This window comes from Symbiopectobacterium sp. RP, assembly GCF_050472005.1.
GTDB lineage: Bacteria > Pseudomonadota > Gammaproteobacteria > Enterobacterales > Enterobacteriaceae > Symbiopectobacterium.
Genome location: NZ_JBGOGS010000001.1, coordinates 114,171 through 131,029, shown reverse-complemented (window position 1 = coordinate 131,029; position 16,859 = coordinate 114,171). Strand labels below are relative to the sequence as shown.

The 16,859-nt window shown below is 49.2% G+C and carries 18 protein-coding genes, 1 tRNA gene and 8 pseudogenes; 17 read left to right on the top strand and 10 right to left on the bottom strand.

The genetic code is table 11. The features are described 5' to 3' along the window. Positions 1-24: 24 nt before the first annotated feature. Positions 25-594 carry a UbiX family flavin prenyltransferase gene (locus ACD630_RS00950; RefSeq protein ID WP_430357817.1) on the top strand — a complete coding sequence of 190 codons (570 nt, stop codon included), beginning with the start codon at positions 25-27 and terminating at the stop codon, positions 592-594. Here the strand turns inward: ACD630_RS00950 and ACD630_RS00945 are convergent. Next, positions 591-788, bottom strand: a complete 198-nt coding sequence (locus tag ACD630_RS00945; RefSeq protein ID WP_430357816.1) for a hypothetical protein — start codon at positions 786-788, stop codon at positions 591-593. The two genes, ACD630_RS00950 and ACD630_RS00945, sit on opposite strands and share 4 nt — an antisense overlap. A 220-nt stretch (positions 789-1,008) precedes the next feature. Between ACD630_RS00945 and ACD630_RS00940 the strand changes: the two genes are divergently transcribed. The 5 genes and pseudogenes from ACD630_RS00940 to ACD630_RS00920 all read left to right on the top strand — a co-directional run bounded on the left by ACD630_RS00940 (position 1,009) and on the right by ACD630_RS00920 (position 3,297). Further along, complete coding sequence (locus tag ACD630_RS00940; RefSeq protein ID WP_430357815.1) at positions 1,009-1,170, top strand: hypothetical protein; 162 nt, start codon at positions 1,009-1,011, stop codon at positions 1,168-1,170. Then, a complete protein-coding gene (locus ACD630_RS00935; protein ID WP_430357814.1) occupies positions 1,171-1,305 on the top strand; it encodes an IS630 transposase-related protein in 135 nt (44 codons plus the stop codon). It abuts the gene before it with no gap. A gap of 21 nt (positions 1,306-1,326) precedes the next feature. After that, a pseudogene (locus tag ACD630_RS00930) lies at positions 1,327-1,548 on the top strand (IS630 transposase-related protein); the annotation flags it as partial. 184 nt (positions 1,549-1,732) lie between these two features. Next, positions 1,733-2,191 carry a transposase gene (locus tag ACD630_RS00925; RefSeq protein WP_430359832.1) on the top strand — a complete coding sequence of 153 codons (459 nt, stop codon included), beginning with the start codon at positions 1,733-1,735 and terminating at the stop codon, positions 2,189-2,191. A 65-nt stretch (positions 2,192-2,256) separates the two neighbouring features. Then, positions 2,257-3,297, top strand: a complete 1,041-nt coding sequence (locus ACD630_RS00920) for an IS481 family transposase (protein WP_430357813.1) — start codon at positions 2,257-2,259, stop codon at positions 3,295-3,297. An 83-nt stretch (positions 3,298-3,380) separates the two neighbouring features. Here ACD630_RS00920 and ACD630_RS00915 read toward each other — a convergent pair. Then, positions 3,381-4,552: pseudogene (locus ACD630_RS00915) on the bottom strand (IS256 family transposase); the annotation flags it as partial. A 76-nt stretch (positions 4,553-4,628) separates the two neighbouring features. Between ACD630_RS00915 and ACD630_RS00910 the strand changes: the two are divergent. The 5 genes and pseudogenes from ACD630_RS00910 (at position 4,629) to yfcD (ending at position 7,140) form a co-directional block, all read left to right on the top strand. Further along, on the top strand, positions 4,629-4,790 hold the full coding sequence (locus tag ACD630_RS00910; RefSeq protein ID WP_430357812.1) for a hypothetical protein: 162 nt from the start codon (positions 4,629-4,631) through the stop codon (positions 4,788-4,790). After that, a pseudogene (locus tag ACD630_RS00905) lies at positions 4,726-5,493 on the top strand (IS630 family transposase). The gene ACD630_RS00910 and the pseudogene ACD630_RS00905 overlap by 65 nt, the downstream one beginning before the upstream one ends. Continuing rightward, the gene (locus ACD630_RS00900; RefSeq protein WP_430357811.1) at positions 5,405-5,692 is read left to right on the top strand and encodes a hypothetical protein; all 288 of its coding nucleotides are present in this window, start codon (positions 5,405-5,407) and stop codon (positions 5,690-5,692) included. Before ACD630_RS00905 ends, ACD630_RS00900 begins: the two are co-directional and overlap by 89 nt. Positions 5,693-5,909: 217 nt before the next feature. Next, the gene (gene yfcE, locus ACD630_RS00895) at positions 5,910-6,461 is read left to right on the top strand and encodes a phosphodiesterase (protein ID WP_430357810.1); all 552 of its coding nucleotides are present in this window, start codon (positions 5,910-5,912) and stop codon (positions 6,459-6,461) included. An 85-nt stretch (positions 6,462-6,546) separates the two neighbouring features. Beyond that, entirely contained in the window at positions 6,547-7,140 is a 594-nt protein-coding gene (gene yfcD, locus ACD630_RS00890) for an NUDIX hydrolase YfcD (RefSeq protein ID WP_430357809.1), read from the top strand. Between the two features lie 51 nt (positions 7,141-7,191). Here yfcD and ACD630_RS00885 read toward each other — a convergent pair. The 6 genes and pseudogenes from ACD630_RS00885 to ACD630_RS00860 form a co-directional block, all read right to left on the bottom strand. Next, a pseudogene (locus ACD630_RS00885) lies at positions 7,192-8,015 on the bottom strand (hypothetical protein). A 175-nt stretch (positions 8,016-8,190) separates the two neighbouring features. Continuing rightward, positions 8,191-8,793, bottom strand: coding sequence for an IS630 family transposase (locus tag ACD630_RS00880; RefSeq protein WP_430357808.1), 603 nt, complete (start codon positions 8,791-8,793; stop codon positions 8,191-8,193). A 16-nt stretch (positions 8,794-8,809) separates the two neighbouring features. After that, a pseudogene (locus ACD630_RS00875) lies at positions 8,810-9,285 on the bottom strand (transposase); the annotation flags it as partial. Between the two features lie 70 nt (positions 9,286-9,355). Beyond that, a complete protein-coding gene (locus tag ACD630_RS00870) occupies positions 9,356-9,487 on the bottom strand; it encodes an IS630 transposase-related protein (protein ID WP_430357807.1) in 132 nt (43 codons plus the stop codon). 28 nt (positions 9,488-9,515) lie between these two features. Then, positions 9,516-9,812 (bottom strand): annotated as a pseudogene (locus ACD630_RS00865) (Arm DNA-binding domain-containing protein); the annotation flags it as partial. 160 nt (positions 9,813-9,972) lie between these two features. Further along, positions 9,973-10,047, bottom strand: a tRNA-Arg gene (locus ACD630_RS00860). A 354-nt stretch (positions 10,048-10,401) separates the two neighbouring features. Here ACD630_RS00860 and mlaA point away from each other — a divergent pair. Continuing rightward, a complete protein-coding gene (gene mlaA / locus ACD630_RS00855; protein WP_430357806.1) occupies positions 10,402-11,187 on the top strand; it encodes a phospholipid-binding lipoprotein MlaA in 786 nt (261 codons plus the stop codon). A gap of 381 nt (positions 11,188-11,568) precedes the next feature. Further along, positions 11,569-12,414 (top strand): annotated as a pseudogene (locus ACD630_RS00850) (IS256 family transposase); the annotation flags it as partial. Here ACD630_RS00850 and ACD630_RS00845 read toward each other — a convergent pair. After that, the gene (locus tag ACD630_RS00845) at positions 12,396-12,539 is read right to left on the bottom strand and encodes a hypothetical protein (protein ID WP_430357805.1); all 144 of its coding nucleotides are present in this window, start codon (positions 12,537-12,539) and stop codon (positions 12,396-12,398) included. The pseudogene ACD630_RS00850 and the gene ACD630_RS00845 sit on opposite strands and share 19 nt — an antisense overlap. On the opposite strand from ACD630_RS00845, the pseudogene ACD630_RS00840 reads away from it, so the two are divergent. From ACD630_RS00840 to sixA, 3 genes and pseudogenes are all read left to right on the top strand, one after another. Continuing rightward, a pseudogene (locus tag ACD630_RS00840) lies at positions 12,493-13,670 on the top strand (IS256 family transposase); the annotation flags it as partial. The gene ACD630_RS00845 and the pseudogene ACD630_RS00840 overlap by 47 nt on opposite strands. Positions 13,671-13,686: 16 nt before the next feature. Continuing rightward, complete coding sequence (locus ACD630_RS00835) at positions 13,687-14,268, top strand: transposase (RefSeq protein WP_430357804.1); 582 nt, start codon at positions 13,687-13,689, stop codon at positions 14,266-14,268. A gap of 227 nt (positions 14,269-14,495) precedes the next feature. Beyond that, positions 14,496-14,978: a phosphohistidine phosphatase SixA gene (sixA, locus tag ACD630_RS00830; protein WP_430357803.1), complete on the top strand. Its 483-nt coding sequence runs from the start codon at positions 14,496-14,498 to the stop codon at positions 14,976-14,978. 82 nt (positions 14,979-15,060) lie between these two features. On the opposite strand, the gene smrB is transcribed toward sixA, so the two are convergent. Beyond that, positions 15,061-15,603 (bottom strand): endonuclease SmrB, encoded by a 543-nt coding sequence (gene smrB, locus ACD630_RS00825; protein WP_430357802.1) that lies wholly within the window; start codon positions 15,601-15,603, stop codon positions 15,061-15,063. A gap of 315 nt (positions 15,604-15,918) precedes the next feature. Between smrB and prmB the strand changes: the two genes are divergently transcribed. Beyond that, positions 15,919-16,851, top strand: coding sequence for a 50S ribosomal protein L3 N(5)-glutamine methyltransferase (gene prmB, locus ACD630_RS00820; protein WP_430357801.1), 933 nt, complete (start codon positions 15,919-15,921; stop codon positions 16,849-16,851). Positions 16,852-16,859 lie beyond the last annotated feature (8 nt).

The window sequence follows — 16,859 nt, the reverse complement described above, 5'->3', positions numbered from 1 at the left end:
CACAGCAGCATCTCGAGGTTTGGCATGAAACGACTCATCATTGGACTTTCCGGTGCCAGCGGCGCGGTTTATGGCGTGCGCCTGTTACAGGTGTTACAACCGTTGGACGACGTGGAAACCCATTTGATCATGAGCCCGGCCGCCCGACAAACGCTGACGCTGGAGAGTGATTTCAGCGTACGCGATGTGCAGGCATTGACGGACGTGGTGCATGACAGTCGTGACATTGCGACCTCACTCTCGTCCGGTTCATTTCGTACCGCGGGAATGGTAATTCTCCCCTGTTCCATCAAAACCCTTTCAGGGATTGTGCACAGCTACAGTGATAACTTATTGATTCGTGCCGCAGACGTAATATTAAAAGAGCGTCGTCCGTTAGTGTTGTGCGTGCGTGAAACCCCGTTGCACCTCGGGCACCTGCGCCTGATGACGGCAGCAGCAGAAATGGGAGCAGTGATCATGCCGCCCGTTCCCGCGTTTTATCACCGTCCGCAAACCTTGCAAGACGTGGTGGATCAAACGGTTAACCGTGTACTCGATCAGTTTGATATTGCGTTGCCTGAAGCGCTGTTCACACGCTGGCAGGGCAGTTAACGCCGCCCAACCGTAAAAACACACCAATCAGGTGCAATTTCTCTCATCTTTTCCCTCGTTTTCTCGCCTGTCTGCGCAAGGTTTGCACTACGCTTAAGCGATGATGCGTTGTTATGGTGAAAATGTTGATTGATTTGCACCAAAATGTTGCCGGGGAAGCGCGCCGTCTCTTTCCTGATCGACACACTCATCATCACCCTCATCAGGGTGCCCCTATCACTACGCGCCTGCGGCAGATTTCGGATTTATCCGCATTATGTTGCGATTATGGTGTGGATTTTGCGGGGTTTCTGCTGATGAGACTGGCATCCCTTTCGTGCAAGAGCGTGCAGGCGTCTGACCGCCCCTTTACGCTTAGTGATATTCATTCTTTTTGATCATCATTCCATCAAGATATAGCCAAGCGACATTATTTTGATAACAGCCAACTATGCTTTTTTGCCACATATCAGGGTATCTGTTGTAATCATTTTTAAGTCGGTTGGCTATAAGGGTTGCGAAATGAAAAAATTATTCAGAATTCTGCCGTTGGCCTTAGTTATAGCTAAACGACTTAATTTTGATTACATTATTTAAATGAGCTATTCAATTGATTTTAGACGTAAAGTGATATCTACACGGGAAGAAGAAGGGTTGAGTATCCAAGAAACAGCGAAGCAATTTCGGATTGGCCCTGCCTCTGTATTGCGTTGGATTAATCAAATAGCGTAAAAAGCATCGACCACGCGTCAGCGAAAGAGCGATAAATCCGAGTTGATAAAAGATGTTGAACCATATCCAGATGCTTACCAAAAAGAACGTGCAGAGCGTTTTGGCGTTTGTCAGAAGGCCATTTGGCAAGCTCTTGAAAAGCTGGGATTGACCTATAAAAAAACGGCTTTGTTGAATAAACATATTTTATGCTGCACCCCCGGTGAAACGACAGATCCTCGCAACGCAAAATCATGCAGTTAGACCTCATAAGAAAACTGTAAACCTGAGGTGACAAGCATTTTCTACCAAAACTTTCTGGAAAAACAGCATGACTCACTATTATTCAATAAAGCCTAAAAAAACTCTACGTCATCCGAAAGCCGACGAAAGCGCCCAGCAAGCATTTCAACAAAAAAAATAACAGTATGAAAAAGAAGGTAAACCTATTGTTTTTATTGATGAAAGTGGTTTTCCACACGATACCCCACGGACTCACGGCTATTCCCCAAAAGGTCAACGGTGTTTTGGGCTGAAGAACGGGGGAGCCAAGGGAAGAACAAATGTTATCGGCGCTTTATTAGGCACAACGCTGTTTGCTATCGGATTATTTGATATCAATATTAACAGCGATGTTTTCTATTCCTGGGTCACACAAGTCCTTATCCCAGTACTCCCTAAAAACAGTGTAATCGTGATGGACAATGCAACTTTTCACAAAAAACATAATATTCAACAAGTCATCATCGATGCAGGGTATATGGTGGAGTATTTGCCTACATATTTGCCAGATCTTAACCCCATTGAGCATAAATGGGCACAAGCAAGAAGCAAAAAAAGAGAGAGTGGTTGCGATACAGAGTTATTAGCTGTATTAGTCGCGACTAGATCTGACACTGGACCTTGAAAGGTTGAGAGTTACCGGTTTTGATATGGGTGTCTAATCCTTAAACAAAACGCGAGGTAACTCTCATGCTTCATACTAACAATCCCATTATCAAACACAAAGCCGGCCTGCTCAATCTCGCCGAGGAACTCGGTAACGTATCAAAAGCCTGCAAGAGCATGGGCGTGTCACGCGATACATTTTACCGTTATCAGGAACTGGCTGCTGAAGGCGCCATTGATGCGCTGGTTAACCAGAACCGCCGGGTTCCGAACCTGAAGAACCGCGCCGACGAAGCCACTGAACGCACGGTTGTTGATTATGCTATTGAGTTCCCGCCCCATGGGCAGCACCGGACCAATAATGAGCTGTGTAAAAAAGGCGTGTTTATCTCCGGCAGCGGCGTGCGCTCCATCTGGCAACGACACGACCTGGAGAACTTCCGTAAACGCCTGAAGGCGCTTGAGGAAAAGGTCGCCAGAGAAGGCATTGTCCTTACCGACGCTCAAATCGCAGCCCTGGAGAAGAAGGCGCACGATGATGAGGCCTGCGGTGAAATCGAGACGGCACATCCCGGGTATCTGGGCTCGCAGGACACCTTCTACGTGGGCAATCTGAAGGGGGTGGGCCGTATCTACCAGCAGACGTTCGTGGATACGTACTCGAAAGTGGCGCACTGCAAGCTGTATACGAATAAAACACCGCTCACCGCCGCCGACCTGCTCAATGATCGCGTACTCCCGTTCTACGAGGCTCAGGGACTGCCGGTGCTGAGAATACTGACCGACAGGGGTACGGAGTACTGTGGTAAAGTGGAGCAGCATGATTATCAGCTTTATCTGGCTATCAACGATATCGAGCATACGAAAACGAAGGCGATGTCTCCGCAGACGAACGGCATCTGCGAGCGCTTCCATAAAACCATTTTGCAGGATTTTTATCAGGTTACGTTCGGCAAGAAGTTATATGGAGACCTGGAAAGCCTGCAGGTAGATCTGGACAACTGGTTGTGGCATTACAATAATGAGCGAACTCATCAGGGAAAAATGTGCTGTGGGCGTACGCCGATGGCCACTTTACTCGATGGAAAACGGATCTGGGCAGAAAAGAATCTGAACCAGATGTAATCTGACAGACACCTGTATAAATAATCGGTAACTGTCAGATCAGGTCTGAGCTAGTACATATTAGCAAATCAGGTGTATGGCGATCAGGCTACGTTCCGCTCTGATGCTTCGTGAATCTGCTCTCCATCCTAAATTGGACGTTGCTTACAACCAGGGTCAGCAGGTCAAATCCTCTTAGTCGGTTCCAGCTTTTCTGAGCTGACTGGAGCAGCTTAAATACCATTGACAGGGTTGTTTCTCTCGAACCACTGTTCTTCGCGCCTCTGCTTCGTAGCCTCACAGTCGCAAAAGCCGATTCAATCGGATTTGTCGTTCTTATTGACGCCCAGTGCTCTGACGGGAAGTCGTAGAATGCCAGCAGTTCTTCTCGAGCTTTCTCCAGCTTCTTCATCGCTGCAGGATACTTCGCTGAAAACCTTGCCAACAAAACATCAAAGGCTTCATTAGCGGCATCGCGGCTCTCTGCTAGCCAAACCTCCCGCAGCTCAGCCTTAACTTTCGGTTGCATGGCTTTGGGGAGTGAAGCCAACACATTAGCGGTTTTGTGCACCCAACAGCGTTGGTGCTGCGTGTCCGGGAATATCTTTGCCATTGCATTCCAAAAACCAAGGGCACCGTCTTCCGTAGCCAGCTTGGGAGATACGGTTAGGCCACGTGCTCGCAGGCCATTAAGAAGTTCGGCCCAGTTTGCTTCTGACTCTCGATAACCATCTTCGACCGCAACCAGCTCCTTACGTCCATGCTCAGTGACGCCGATAATGACCAGCAGGTAAAGGCGATCATCTTGCCTGACATGGCTGTATATGCCATCGGCCCAGAAATAAACGTAGCGCGTATCGCTTAAATCACGCAGGCACCATTGCCTGTGCTCTTCAAGCCATTGCTGTTTCAGTCTGCTGATGGTACTGGCAGAGAGGGCATTCGCTTTTTCACCGAGAAGCGCCCTCAGGGCTTCGTGAAAATCACCGGTGGATATGCCTCGCAGGTACAGCCATGGTAGCAACTCTTCGACGCTTTTTGCACGTTTCAGATAAGGCGGCAACAACGCGCTGTTGAAGCATATTCCGTTGCCGCTGCGCTCCCTGACCTTAGGCACTTTAATTTCAACATCCCCAATACCCGTCTGTATGGTTCGCGGTGGCAAATAGCCGTTACGAACGACAGCATGATGCCCGTCGTCAAGGCGGCGTTCAGCATGTTGTTGCAGCATGGCTTCGAGCTCAACCTCAACGGCGGCAGCTATAGCCAAGCGACTTAATTTTGATTACATTATTTAAATGAGCTATTCAATTGATTTTAGACGTAAAGTAATATAGTCAACCGACTTAAAAATGATTACAACAGATACCCTGATATGCGGCAAAAAAATACAGCTAATTGTTATCAAAATAATGTCGCTTTGCTATATCTACACGGGAAGAAGAAGGGTTGAGTATCCGAGAAACAGCGAAGCAATTTCGGATTGCCCCTGCCTCTGTATCGCGTTGGATTAATCAAATAGCGTCAAAAGCATCGACCACGCGTCAGCGAAAGATCGATAAATCCGAGTTGATAAAAGATGTTGAACCATATCCAGATGCTTACCAAAAAGAACGTGCAGAGCGTTTTGGCGTTTGTCAGAAGGCCATTTGGCAAGCTCTTAAAAAGCTGGGATTGACCTATAAAAAAACTCTACGTCATCCAAAAGCCGACGAAAGCGCCCGGCAAGCATTTCAACAAAAAATACAACAGTATGAAAAAGAAGGTAAACCTATTGTTTTTATTGATGAAAGTGGTTTTCCACACGATACCCCACGGACTCACGGCTATTCCCCAAAAGGTCAACGGTGTTTTGGCCTGAAGAACGGGGGAGCCAAGGGAAGAACAAATGTTATCGGCGCTTTATAAGGCACAACGCTGTTTGCTATCGGATTATTTGATATCAATATTAACAGCGATGTTTTCTATTCCTGGGTCACACAAGTCCTTATCCCAGTACTCCCTAAAAACAGGGTAATCGTGATGGACAATGCAACTTTTCACAAAAAACATAATATTCAACAAGTCATCATCGATGCAGGGTATATGGTGGAGTATTTGCCTACATATTCGCCAGATCTTAACCCCATTGAGCATAAATGGGCACAAGCAAAAAAAGAGAGAGTGGTTGCGATACAGAGATTTTGTTCTCAGTCCATATGGTGTAATCAAAATTAAGTCGCTTGGCTATATGATGGTGACTCGCTTTCCCCTGTGCGCTGCATCGTGCAGGAGGAGCGAGATTGTTCACTTTGCTTTTATCCGCGTGTCACTGGCATGGATTCTGCTACTCAGGATCGTACTGAACAGGGGTGTTCAGTACGTTTTTTTATGCTGTGCTTACCGTTGGTTTAGCGACGACCCTTATCCTGTATAGCCAACCGACATTATTTTGATAACAGCCAGCTATGCTTTTTTGCCGCATATCAGGGTATCTGTTGTAATCATTTTTAAGTCGGTTGGCTATATCCCTCCGATCATGGATGTGTGTAATCGTGCGACACCCACCTGCCAAATGAAAAAAGGACAAGAGTTGAGTGCGGTAATTTTGTTACACTTTGCAGTATTGCGACGTAGTTTTTTCGGGGATCACGATGAAGTTGATGTTTGCCTCAGATATTCACGGCTCGCTAACGGCGACGGAGCGGGTGCTCGATATTTTTACCCACAGCGGTGCCGAGTGGCTGATGCTTTTGGGGGATTTCCTCAATCACGGCCCGCGCAATCCGCTGCCGGAGGCTTATCAGCCTGCCGAGGTGGCGAGCCGATTAAATGTGTTTTCCCGTCAAATTGTGGCGGTGCGCGGTAACTGTGACAGCGAAGTGGATCAGATGCTGCTCGACTTTCCGATCACGGCACCGTGGCAGCAGGTGCTGTTGCCGCAGCAGCGTCTTTTCCTGACGCACGGTCATCTCTACCATCCTCAGCATCTTCCGCCGTTACAGGCAGGTGATGTGCTGGTGTACGGGCACACCCACCTTCCAGTGGCTGAGCGTCAGGGGGAGGTCTACTGCTTTAATCCTGGCTCCGTCAGCTTGCCAAAAGGGGGCAATGTGCCCAGCTATGGCATGTTGTCACAAGGGGAGCTTCAAGTTTTACCGTTAATGTGTGGCGAGCCTATTGCACAGGTGACTATTAGTCACTAAGTTATCAACGATCTTGCACGACTAACGCTTAGTACGTTTAAAACAGACGCGCGTCGCAACGCGCCAATACTGAAGGGTTCAGAGGATGGTGGAGCAAAGTCAAGCGACAGGGACCGAGTGGGTGGATATTGTTGACGAGAACAATGACGTTATCGCCCAGGCCAGCCGCCAACAAATGCGCGCTCAACGTTTACGTCACCGCGCCACCTATATCGTTGTTCATGACGGCATGGGAAAAATACTGGTTCAACGCCGTACCGAAACAAAAGATTTCTACCCTAGTTGGTTGGATGCGACAGCCGGGGGAGTAGTGCAAACCGGCGAGCACATGCTCGAGTCGGCCCGTCGTGAAGCGGAAGAGGAACTGGGCATTGCCGGTGTGCCTTTCGCCGATCATGGCCTGTTCTATTTTGACGGTGACAATTGTCGTGTCTGGGGGGCGTTATTCAGTTGCGTTACCCACGGCCCGTTTGCCTTGCAGGAAGAGGAAGTGGCTGAGGTGTGCTGGATGACCCCGCAGGAGGTCACCGCACGCTGCGATGAGTTCACGCCGGATTCGCTCAAAGCACTGTCGCTGTGGATGAGCCGTTACAACGAGCAAAGCTACGGCAAACCCATTACGCGTGACCCAGTGAAAACTGATGATGAGGTTGCCGCATCGGACGACGCTGAAGAGTAATTGGATTAAGCTGTGCTGCAGGCTATCCGTGGTGGCACGCAGCACAGACCATTATGCGGTAACGACAGTCTGTCGCGAGCCGGGACACACCAGTTGACGGCTCTTGATGTGGTACATATCCAGATCCTCACGCAGGAAGAATGCCATCTCCCACGGATTTTTGTGAATGAACGCCTCGTGTACCTGTTCGAACAGCGGATTGTGTGGCGGGATCAGATAGGCGTCGCCCTCAATCAAGGTGTAGTTCCACTCAATAGCGCGTTCAAAGGTGTAGTGTGAGCGCTCATCCATCGAAAAGAAACAGTGTGGGTTGCGTTTGAGCTGCCGGGATTTGAATGTCTCAGGGAAGGTGATAAGAAACACATCATTGTCCACCGAAGAGAGAAACGCCAGAACCGTGGTATGGGGTTGCTCTTGCGCCATGGTGACCAGTACGCCTACCTTGTTGGTGAAATCATGGTGTTCCGTCTCTGGCAACGCATTCAGTGGCGTAAACGCCACCGCGCGTTCTTCCCGTGTATCCTGAGGATAGCGATAGTCCGGTGCGCGGATATCCAGTACGCAGCTAAGCCCATAATCACCTGGCACTCACGCGGCTCCAGCAGCACCCAATCTTCATCCACCTCCGCCACGCGCCCTTTGTAAGAGGCTCGATAAACGGAAATGTTGGCATCAAACTGATCTACCCCGGTGCGATTATCAAGATGCAGCGTGGCGAAATCACCGACGGCCAGCGCGTGGCCTTTAGGGAAGAAAACCCGCAGTGCATTGTTAGTGCGCGGGTAGACGCCGCAAATGTGCATCACCACCTTTCCCTGCTGGTAGCAGGCTAAAACCCCCAGCGTCTGCTTGCCGAGATAGTGAACCAGATTCATGCTGTGCATTCCTTACGAAGTGAATAGCGAAGCGCTAATATGTTGTTTTTCTGTTTGTTTCGAGATTATTTGTCTGCGTGTACGCTGTCAATAGACCTTGCCATGAAAACAGACAGGCCGATAATCATCGGGTTACACTAGATATATCGGTCAAATAAAAGGAAATATAGCCAAGCTACTTAATTTTGATTGCACCATATGGACTGAGAACAAAATCTCTGTATCGCAACCACTCTCTCTTTTTTTTGCTTTTTGCTTGTGCCCATTTATGCTCAATGGGGTTAAGATCTGGCGAATATGTAGGCAAATACTCCACCATATACCCTGCATCGATGATGACTTGTTGAATATTATGTTTTTTGTGAAAAGTTGCATTGTCCATCACGATTACACTGTTTTTAGGGAGTACTGGGATAAGGACTTGTGTGACCCAGGAATAGAAAACATCGCTGTTAATATTGATATCAAATAATCCGATAGCAAACAGCGCTGTGCCTAATAACGCGCCGATAACATTTGTTCTTCCCTTGGCTTCCCCGTTCTTCAGGCCAAAACACCGTTGACCTTTTGGGGAATAGCCATGAGTCCATGGGGTATCGTGTGAAAAACCACTTTCATCAATAAAAACAATAGGTTTACCTTCTTTTTCATACTGTTGTATTTTTTGTTGAAATGCTTGCCGGGCGCTTTCATCGGCTTTCGGATGACGTAGAGTTTTTTTATAGGTCAATCCCAGCTTTTTAAGAGCTTGCCAAATGGCCTTCGGAGTTATTAGCAAATCAGGTGTATGGCGATCAGGCTACGTTCCGCTCTGATGCTTCGTGAATCTGTTCTCCATCCTTAAATTGGACGTTGCTTACAACCAGGGTCAGCAGGTCAAATCCTCTTAGTCGGTTCCAGCTTTTCTGAGCTGACTGGAGCAGCTTAAATACCATACCATTGACAGGGTTGTTTCTCTCGAACCACCGTTCTTCGCGCCTCTGCTTCGTAGCCTCACAGTCGCAAAAGCCGATTCAATCGGATTTGTCGTTCTTATTGACGCCCAGTGCTCTGACGGGAAGTCGTAGAATGCCAGCAGTTCTTCTCGAGCTTTCTCCAGCTTCTTCATCGCTGCAGGATACTTCGCTGAAAACCTTGCCAACAAAACATCAAAGGCTTCATTAGCGGCATCGCGGCTCTCTGCTAGCCAAACCTCCCGCAGCTCAGCCTTAACTTTCGGTTGCATGGCTTTGGGGAGTGAAGCCAACACAATAGCCAACCGACTTAAAAATGATTACAGTCAATGCCCTGATATGTGGCAAAAAAATACAGCTAATTGTTATCAAAATAATGTCGCTTGGCTATATTTGATTAATCCAACGCGATACAGAGGCAGGGCCAATCCGAAATTGCTTCGCTGTTTCTCGGATACTCAACCCTTCTTCTTCCTGTGTAGATATCACTTTACGTCTAAAATCAATTGAATAGCTCATTTAAATAATGTAATCAAAATTAAGTCGTTTTGCTATAGATCACTGAGAATGAGTTATCCTTTTCGTTTCTCTTTTTGGTCCTTACTGGATCTATGCCATCGGACACGTCCTTTCTTGCATAGTAGGCTTTGTCGTGAGCTTCCTGCAAAGACATGAGTGGATATTTACCCACGGTTAAAATCTTCTATTTGCCATCCAGCTTGAAGCGTAACTGCCATACCTTTTTCCCAGAGGCAGGTATGTAAAGGTACAGGCCATTGCTATCAAGCAGGCGATAGGGCTTGTCTTTTGGCTTTGCTGCTTCAATCTGTTTGACAGTGAGCATGGGTAAAATTCCGGTGGGTAAAATACTTTATCCGTTTTTTACCCGCTAAAGAGTGCGGCTGTCAACGTTCTATTGCGAACGCTAGCGAACAGTAATTGCTTATGATTGCTGATTGTTCGGGGATTTAACGAACGCCTGCGGATGCTGGCGAACAGTGTAATGGCGTCCCCAGCAGGAATCGAACCTGCAATTAGCCCTTAGGAGGGGCTCGTTATATCCATTTAACTATGGAGACTTCAGTGAGGACATTATACGCATTTTGGCCGTAAGCATAAGCACATGAATGTGCGATTGATTAATATCTCGTCAATCGGTGGTAAAAAAAGTGTGAAGAATGTGGGTGTGCAAGGCATTGGATCTGAGTCTCTGCACCATAAAAACCCGTTTTTTGGCTTGCTAATTCAGTAATACACGCATTAATAAGCACTATTACGTTAGCTTTCCTCGATGAAGCGCAATAAAATGTTACACTACCAACGACCATCTCCTGTCAGAATGCGTTCTTCGCAGTCAATGCGTTGAAAGGGGTCGGGGGGATGCTATACGCTTGTAACGTTGGCGAAACGCAATTTTATCAGGGAGAATCAGTATGAATAACCGTTTGAGTGGGGTGGTGCTGGCCAGTGTCATGCTGGTTGGGTGCGCCAGCTCTTCGGATAAAACAACCCAAGGGCGTTCCGACCCACTTGAGGGACTCAACCGCACCATGTTCAACTTTAACTACAATGTGCTGGACCCGTACATCGTCCGGCCTGTAGCTGTTGCTTGGCGTGACTATGTACCAAAACCCGCGCGTAATGGACTGAGCAATTTCCTCAGTAACCTGGAAGAACCCGCCTCGATGGCAAACTATTTTGTGTCGGGCGATCCTTACAAGGCCATGATCCACTTTAACCGCTTCTTCCTGAACACCCTGTTGGGGATGGGGGGATTATTCGATCTTGCCTCGGTGGCGAATCCGAAGCTGGCAAAAGAAGAACCGCGCCGATTCGGTACTACCTTGGGAAGCTACGGAGTGAGCTATGGTCCATATGTGGTATTGCCGGGTTATGGCAGCGCGACGCTGCGTGAAGACGGTGGCGGCATGGTTGATACGCTCTATCCGGTCCTGAGTTACCTGACGTTCTGCGCTTCCGCTGGTAAATGGGTCGTGGAAGGGGTAGAGACGCGAGCACAACTACTAGATTCAGATGGTCTGCTGAGAAACTCGTCCGATCCATATCTGATGGTGCGCGAGGTTTATTTCCAACGGCATGATTTCTTGGCGCGCGGTGGCCATCTGGCCCCACAAGAGAACCCGAACGCCGCTGCCATCGAAAATTCTCTTCAGGAGATCGATGCGCCTGATCCGGTTCCCGCTGTACCTGCCAAATAGCCCTTTCTCTGGCATCACACGTAAAAATGCTCCCGGTGGAGCCTTTTGCTTTATGTCCATTCATCCGAAATAAAACACTGCAATAATCCGAACCAGTACGGTGTGAGTTATGCTCATTTCTGGTGTACGGGGTTTCGGGGAGGGTGGCGTATCCTGCTGATTGATTTCGTGGATGATTTCAACAACAGAGAGATGATACCCCATGAAAAAGTCTACCCTACAGGTCTCCGCAGAACCAGATATTGCAGGTGATCCCTTGCATGAACTCATTCGTAATGGTGCCAGGCAACTGATATAGCCAAGCGACATTATTTTGATAACAATTAGCTGTATTTTTTGCCACATATCAGGGCATTGGCTGTAATCATTTTTAAGTCGGTTGGCTATAACACGCGCAATGGCTACTCCACAAAGACTGTTACCACCGGCGATGGTCCGCTGGAACTGCGTACACCACGTGATCGTGATGGTTCCTTTGAACCGCAGCTGGTGAAGAAGAACCAGACCCGCCTCACCGGGATGGATAACCAGATTTTATCGTTGTATGCCAAAGGGATGAGCACCCGCGAAATTGCCGCTGCGTTCAAAGAGCTGTATGACGCGGATGTCTCACCCGCCCTGGTATCGAAGGTCACCGATGCCGTTATGGAGCAGGTTGTTGAATGGCAAAATCGTCCCCTAGATGCGGTTTATCCCATTGTTTACCTTGACTGTATCGTTCTGAAAGTCCGGCAGGACAGCCGCGTTATCAATAAGTCTGTGTTCCTGGCGCTGGGTATCAATATCGAAGGCCAGAAAGAGCTACTGGGGATGTGGCTGGCCGAAAATGAAGGCGCAAAGTTCTGACTGAACGTGCTGACAGAACTGAAAAACCGTGGCCTGACCGACATCCTCATTGCCTGTGTGGACGGTCTGAAAGGGTTCCCGGATGCCATCAACACGGTCTACCCGGAAGCCCGCATCCAGTTGTGCATCGTGCACATGGTGCGAAACAGTCTGCGCTTCGTTGCCTGGAAGGACTATAAGGCGGTAACACGCGACCTCAAAGCAGTGTATCAGGCTCCAGCCGAAGAGGCCGCGCTTCAGGCGCTGGTGACGTTCGGTGGGACATGGGATCACCGCTATCCGCAGATAAGCCGGAGCTGGCAGTCAAACTGGGCCAACCTGTCGACATTCTTCTCGTACCCGCAGGAACTTCGCAAGGTAATCTACACGACGAACGCTATATAGCCAACCGACATTATTTTGATAACAATTAGCTGTATTTTTTGCCACATATCAGGGTATCTGTTGTAATCATTTTTAAGTCGGTTGGCTATAGCTGCCGCCGTTGAGGTTGAGCTCGAAGCCATGCTGCAACAACATGCTGAACGCCGCCTTGACGAGGGGCGTCATGCTGTCGTTCGTAACGGCTATTTGCCACCGCGAACCATACAGACGGGTATTGGGGATGTTGAAATTAAAGTGCCTAAGGTCAGAGAGCTCAGTGGCAACGGAATATGCTTCAACAGCGCGTTGTTGCCGCCTTATCTGAAACGTGCAAAAAGCGTCGAAGAGTTGCTACCATGGCTGTACCTGCGAGGCATATCCACCGGTGATTTTCACGAAGCCCTGAGGGCGCTTCTCAGTGAAAAAGCGAATGCCCTCTCTGCCAGTACCATCAGCAGACTGAAACAGCAATGGCTTGAAGAGCACAGGCAATGGTGCCTGCGTGATTTAAGCGATACGTGCTACGTTTATTTCTGGGCCGATGGCATATACAGCCATGTCAGGCAAGATGATCGCCTTTGCCTGCTGGTCATTATCGGCGTCACTGAGCATGGACGTAAGGAGCTGGTTGCGGTTGAAGATGGTTATCGAGAGTCAGAAGCAAACTGGGCCGAACTTCTTAATGGCCTGCGAGCACGTGGCCTAACCGTATCTCCCAAGCTGGCTACGGGAGACGGTGCCCTTGGTTTTTGGAATGCAATGGCAAAGATATTCCCGGACACGCAGCACCAACGCTGTTGGGTGCACAAAACCGCTAATGTGTTGGCTTCACTCCCCAAAGCCATGCAACCGAAAGTTAAGGCTGAGCTGCGGGAGGTTTGGCTAGCAGAGAGCCGCGATGCCGCTAATGAAGCCTTTGATGTTTTGTTGGCAAGGTTTTCAGTGAAGTATCCTGCAGCGATGAAGAAGCTGGAGAAAGCTCGAGAAGAACTGCTGGCATTCTACGACTTCCCGTCAGAGCACTGGGCGTCAATAAGAACGACAAATCCGATTGAATCGGCTTTTGCGACTGTGAGGCTACGAAGCAGAGGCGCGAAGAACAGTGGTTCGAGAGAAACAACCCTGTCAATGGTATGGTATTTAAGCTGCTCCAGTCTGCTCAGAAAAGCTGGAACCGACTAAGAGGATTTGACCTGCTGACCCTGGTTGTAAGCAACGTCCAATTTAAGGATGGAGAACAGATTCACGAAGCATCAGAGCGGAACGTAGCCTGATCGCCATACACCAGATTTGCTAATAACTCCGAAGGCCATTTGGCAAGCTCTTAAAAAGCTGGGATTGACCTATAAAAAAACTCTACGTCATCCGAAAGCCGATGAAAGCGCCCGGCAAGCATTTCAACAAAAAATACAACAGTATGAAAAAGAAGGTAAGCCTATTGTTTTTATTGATGAAAGTGGTTTTCCACACGATACCCCACGGACTCACGGCTATTCCCCAAAAGGTCAACGGTGTTTTGGGCTGAAGAACTGGGGAGCCAAGGGAAGAACAAATGTTATCGGCGCGTTATTAGGCACAACGCTGTTTGCTATCGGATTATTTGATATCAATATTAACAGCGATGTTTTCTATTCCTGGGTCACACAAGTCCTTATCCCAGTACTCCCTAAAAACAGTGTAATCGTGATGGACAATGCAACTTTTCACAAAAAACATAATATTCAACAAGTCATCATCGATGCAGGGTATATGGTGGACCTACATATTCGCCAGATCTTAACCCCATTGAGCATAAATGGGCACAAGCAAAAAGCAAAAAAAAGAGAGAGTGGTTGCGATACAGAGATTTTGTTCTCAGTCCATATGGTGTAATCAAAATTAAGTCTCTTGGCATATATGACTATGCCTCAGCGGCCTACCCAAATCGGTTGACTCCAGCTTCCCATCTAAGGTAAAAAAGCGGTTCGTGCTTCAGTTAAATTTGCAACAAAATGACACGTGTTCCCCCTGTCCAAACATTGTATGCATGGCGGTTTCTTTATCGGGGAATATATGTTAACAGCATAATATAACGAAGTTTTTTACTATAACGGTGTTATATGCAAGTTTTGATTATGCGTCATGGTGATGCAGTACCTGACGCAGCCAGTGATGCGCTTCGTCCGCTCAGTGCGCGCGGTGTTGAAGAGTCGCGTCAGATGGCTTTTTGGCTACATGACCAGGGGGTGGCTATTACGCGTGTTTTGGTGAGTCCTTATGTCCGCGCCCAGCAAACGCTGTCCACCTTGCGTGGTATCCTTTCCCTGCCTGATGAAGAAGATTGCCTGCCAGCACTGACGCCGGGCGGCGATGCCGCCTTTATCAGTGATTATCTGCTGGCATCGGCCGGTGAGGGGATCGAATCGGTATTGATCGTCTCGCACCTGCCCTTGGTCGGGTATCTGGTGGCGGAACTCAGTCCGCAAACCGGAGCGCCGATGTTTGCCACCTCGGCGGTGGCCTGCGTTACTCTCGATGCGCAGTCGGGGGCTGGTGTGTTCGATTGGCAAATCAGCCCGTCACAGTTGGCGCTTAAATCCTGATCTGAGCTTACGCCGTCGCAAATGTCAGGCGACAGCGCGCAAGCTGGGTGCATTAGCGCGACGGTTCAGTGCCCGCTTTTATCTAACCGTACGCCGCATCCAGTTCCACCAACACCAACAGTGCGGCGTCACCGCCGAACTCTTTGGTGGCCTGATGGAAAGCCAGTACATCCGGATGTTGTGCCAGCCAGAGTGGCGTTTGCTGTTTGAGAATATGCTTACCGTGGCCGTGCATCACACAGGCGCAGTAAACGTGTTCACGGCGACAGGTCGCGAGCAGGGCACCTAGTTCTTGCTTGGCTTGCAACTGGGTTAATCCGTGCAGATCGAGAAACAGATCTGGGGAATAGTCGCCGCGCCGCAGTTTTTTTAGCTCGTAATGGCTGCTGCCGAGGCGCACGTAACGCGTGGGGCTGTCGCTGTCCAGTTGAGGCTGAAATTCGTCGGAAAAATAAAAGCTGGCATCCACTTGTTCCTGCAACACCTTGCGCGGCGGCAGCTTCCCTTCTACCTGATTGCGCTGGGGACGGTGTACATAGGTATCTTGGCGCAGCGTTTTGGTGCCGGCCACGGAGGCGCGGAATAGCTGTGCGTCGCCATCATTCAACGCGTGTTTTTTACTCATTCGGTCACCCCTGTGTGTCTCTCACGGTCCTTATTACGTCGGCGTATCTGCTTCCCGATGGGGCGGCCTGGCGTTAGGGCATCAATTCATACGGCATTTGCCATAAATGACATGGGCCCCAGTGTAACCTGTAATAGTGCCTGTGCTACCTTTTTAATAGCAAACCCGAAATTGGCAAACAACAGAAGGGGAGAATCGATTGATAAGCAACGCAGAGGATTTCTGCGCGGTCGGGGTGATATCTGCTGATTTGTCGTTGGCTTCATGGCAAACTAAGCGGCATTTCCGGACAGGTGGGGTCTGTGGAGGACTAACTTGGATAAAATTTTCGTCGACGAGGCGGTCAAAGACCTGCATGCCTTGCAAGACATGTTGCGCTGGGCGGTAAGCCGTTTTAACGCAGCAGAGCTCTATTATGGACATGGCGCCGATAACCCGTGGGATGAAGCGCTGCAGCTGGTGCTGCCCACCCTGTATTTGCCCCTTGATTTCCCTGTGGATATGTATGGCTCGCGTCTGACGGTATCGGAACGCCAGCGTGTGGTTGAGCGCGTTATTCGTCGCGTTAATGAACGTCTGCCAGTGGCTTACCTGACCAACAAGGCGTGGTTTTGCGGATTCGAGTTTTTTGTTGATGAGCGCGTGTTGGTGCCGCGTTCGCCAATCGGTGAGTTGATTTCACAGCAGTTCGCTGGATTGATCGTCGATGAGCCGCAGCATATTCTCGATCTTTGCACTGGCAGCGGTTGCATCGCGATTGCGTGTGCGCACGCTTTCCCCGATGCTGAAGTGGATGCTGTCGATCTCTCCAGCGATACGTTGGCCGTCGCCGAGCAGAATATCCAGCAACACGGCCTGGAACAGCAGGTCACACCGATTCGTTCCGACTTGTTCAGCTCGCTGCCGCCGCTCGCGTATGACCTGATTGTCACCAATCCCCCGTATGTGGATGCGGAAGACATGGCGGATTTGCCACAGGAGTTTCGCCGCGAGCCGGAACTGGGCCTTGCGGCGGGCAATGACGGGCTGGATTTGGTACGCCGCATTTTGGCATGCGCGCCAGATTACCTTAATGAGCAGGGCGTGCTGATCTGTGAAGTGGGCAACAGCATGGTGCATTTGATGGATCAGTATCCGAATATTCCTTTTACCTGGCTGGAGTTCGAGCACGGTGGTGATGGCGTATTTATGCTGACAAAAGATCAACTGGTGGATTGCCACAGCCATTTTGTGGCGTATCGGCAATAAAAACACCG

What these genes read in the sequence shown, in the direction of transcription:
- ACD630_RS00945 (WP_430357816.1), bottom strand. Translation starts at nt 788, where the DNA reads ATGATGAGTGTGTCGATCAGGAAAGAGACGGCGCGCTTCCCCGGCAAC.
- ACD630_RS00950 (WP_430357817.1), top strand. Translation starts at nt 25, where the DNA reads ATGAAACGACTCATCATTGGACTTTCCGGTGCCAGCGGCGCGGTTTAT.
- ACD630_RS00910 (WP_430357812.1), top strand. Translation starts at nt 4,629, where the DNA reads ATGATTACAACAGATACCCTGATATGCGGCAAAAAAATACAGCTAATT.
- yfcD (WP_430357809.1), top strand. Translation starts at nt 6,547, where the DNA reads ATGGTGGAGCAAAGTCAAGCGACAGGGACCGAGTGGGTGGATATTGTT.
- smrB (WP_430357802.1), bottom strand. Translation starts at nt 15,603, where the DNA reads ATGAGTAAAAAACACGCGTTGAATGATGGCGACGCACAGCTATTCCGC.
- yfcE (WP_430357810.1), top strand. Translation starts at nt 5,910, where the DNA reads ATGAAGTTGATGTTTGCCTCAGATATTCACGGCTCGCTAACGGCGACG.
- mlaA (WP_430357806.1), top strand. Translation starts at nt 10,402, where the DNA reads ATGAATAACCGTTTGAGTGGGGTGGTGCTGGCCAGTGTCATGCTGGTT.
- ACD630_RS00935 (WP_430357814.1), top strand. Translation starts at nt 1,171, where the DNA reads ATGAGCTATTCAATTGATTTTAGACGTAAAGTGATATCTACACGGGAA.
- ACD630_RS00920 (WP_430357813.1), top strand. Translation starts at nt 2,257, where the DNA reads ATGCTTCATACTAACAATCCCATTATCAAACACAAAGCCGGCCTGCTC.
- sixA (WP_430357803.1), top strand. Translation starts at nt 14,496, where the DNA reads ATGCAAGTTTTGATTATGCGTCATGGTGATGCAGTACCTGACGCAGCC.
- ACD630_RS00845 (WP_430357805.1), bottom strand. Translation starts at nt 12,539, where the DNA reads ATGGCTTCGAGCTCAACCTCAACGGCGGCAGCTATAGCCAACCGACTT.
- ACD630_RS00870 (WP_430357807.1), bottom strand. Translation starts at nt 9,487, where the DNA reads ATGAGCTATTCAATTGATTTTAGACGTAAAGTGATATCTACACAGGAA.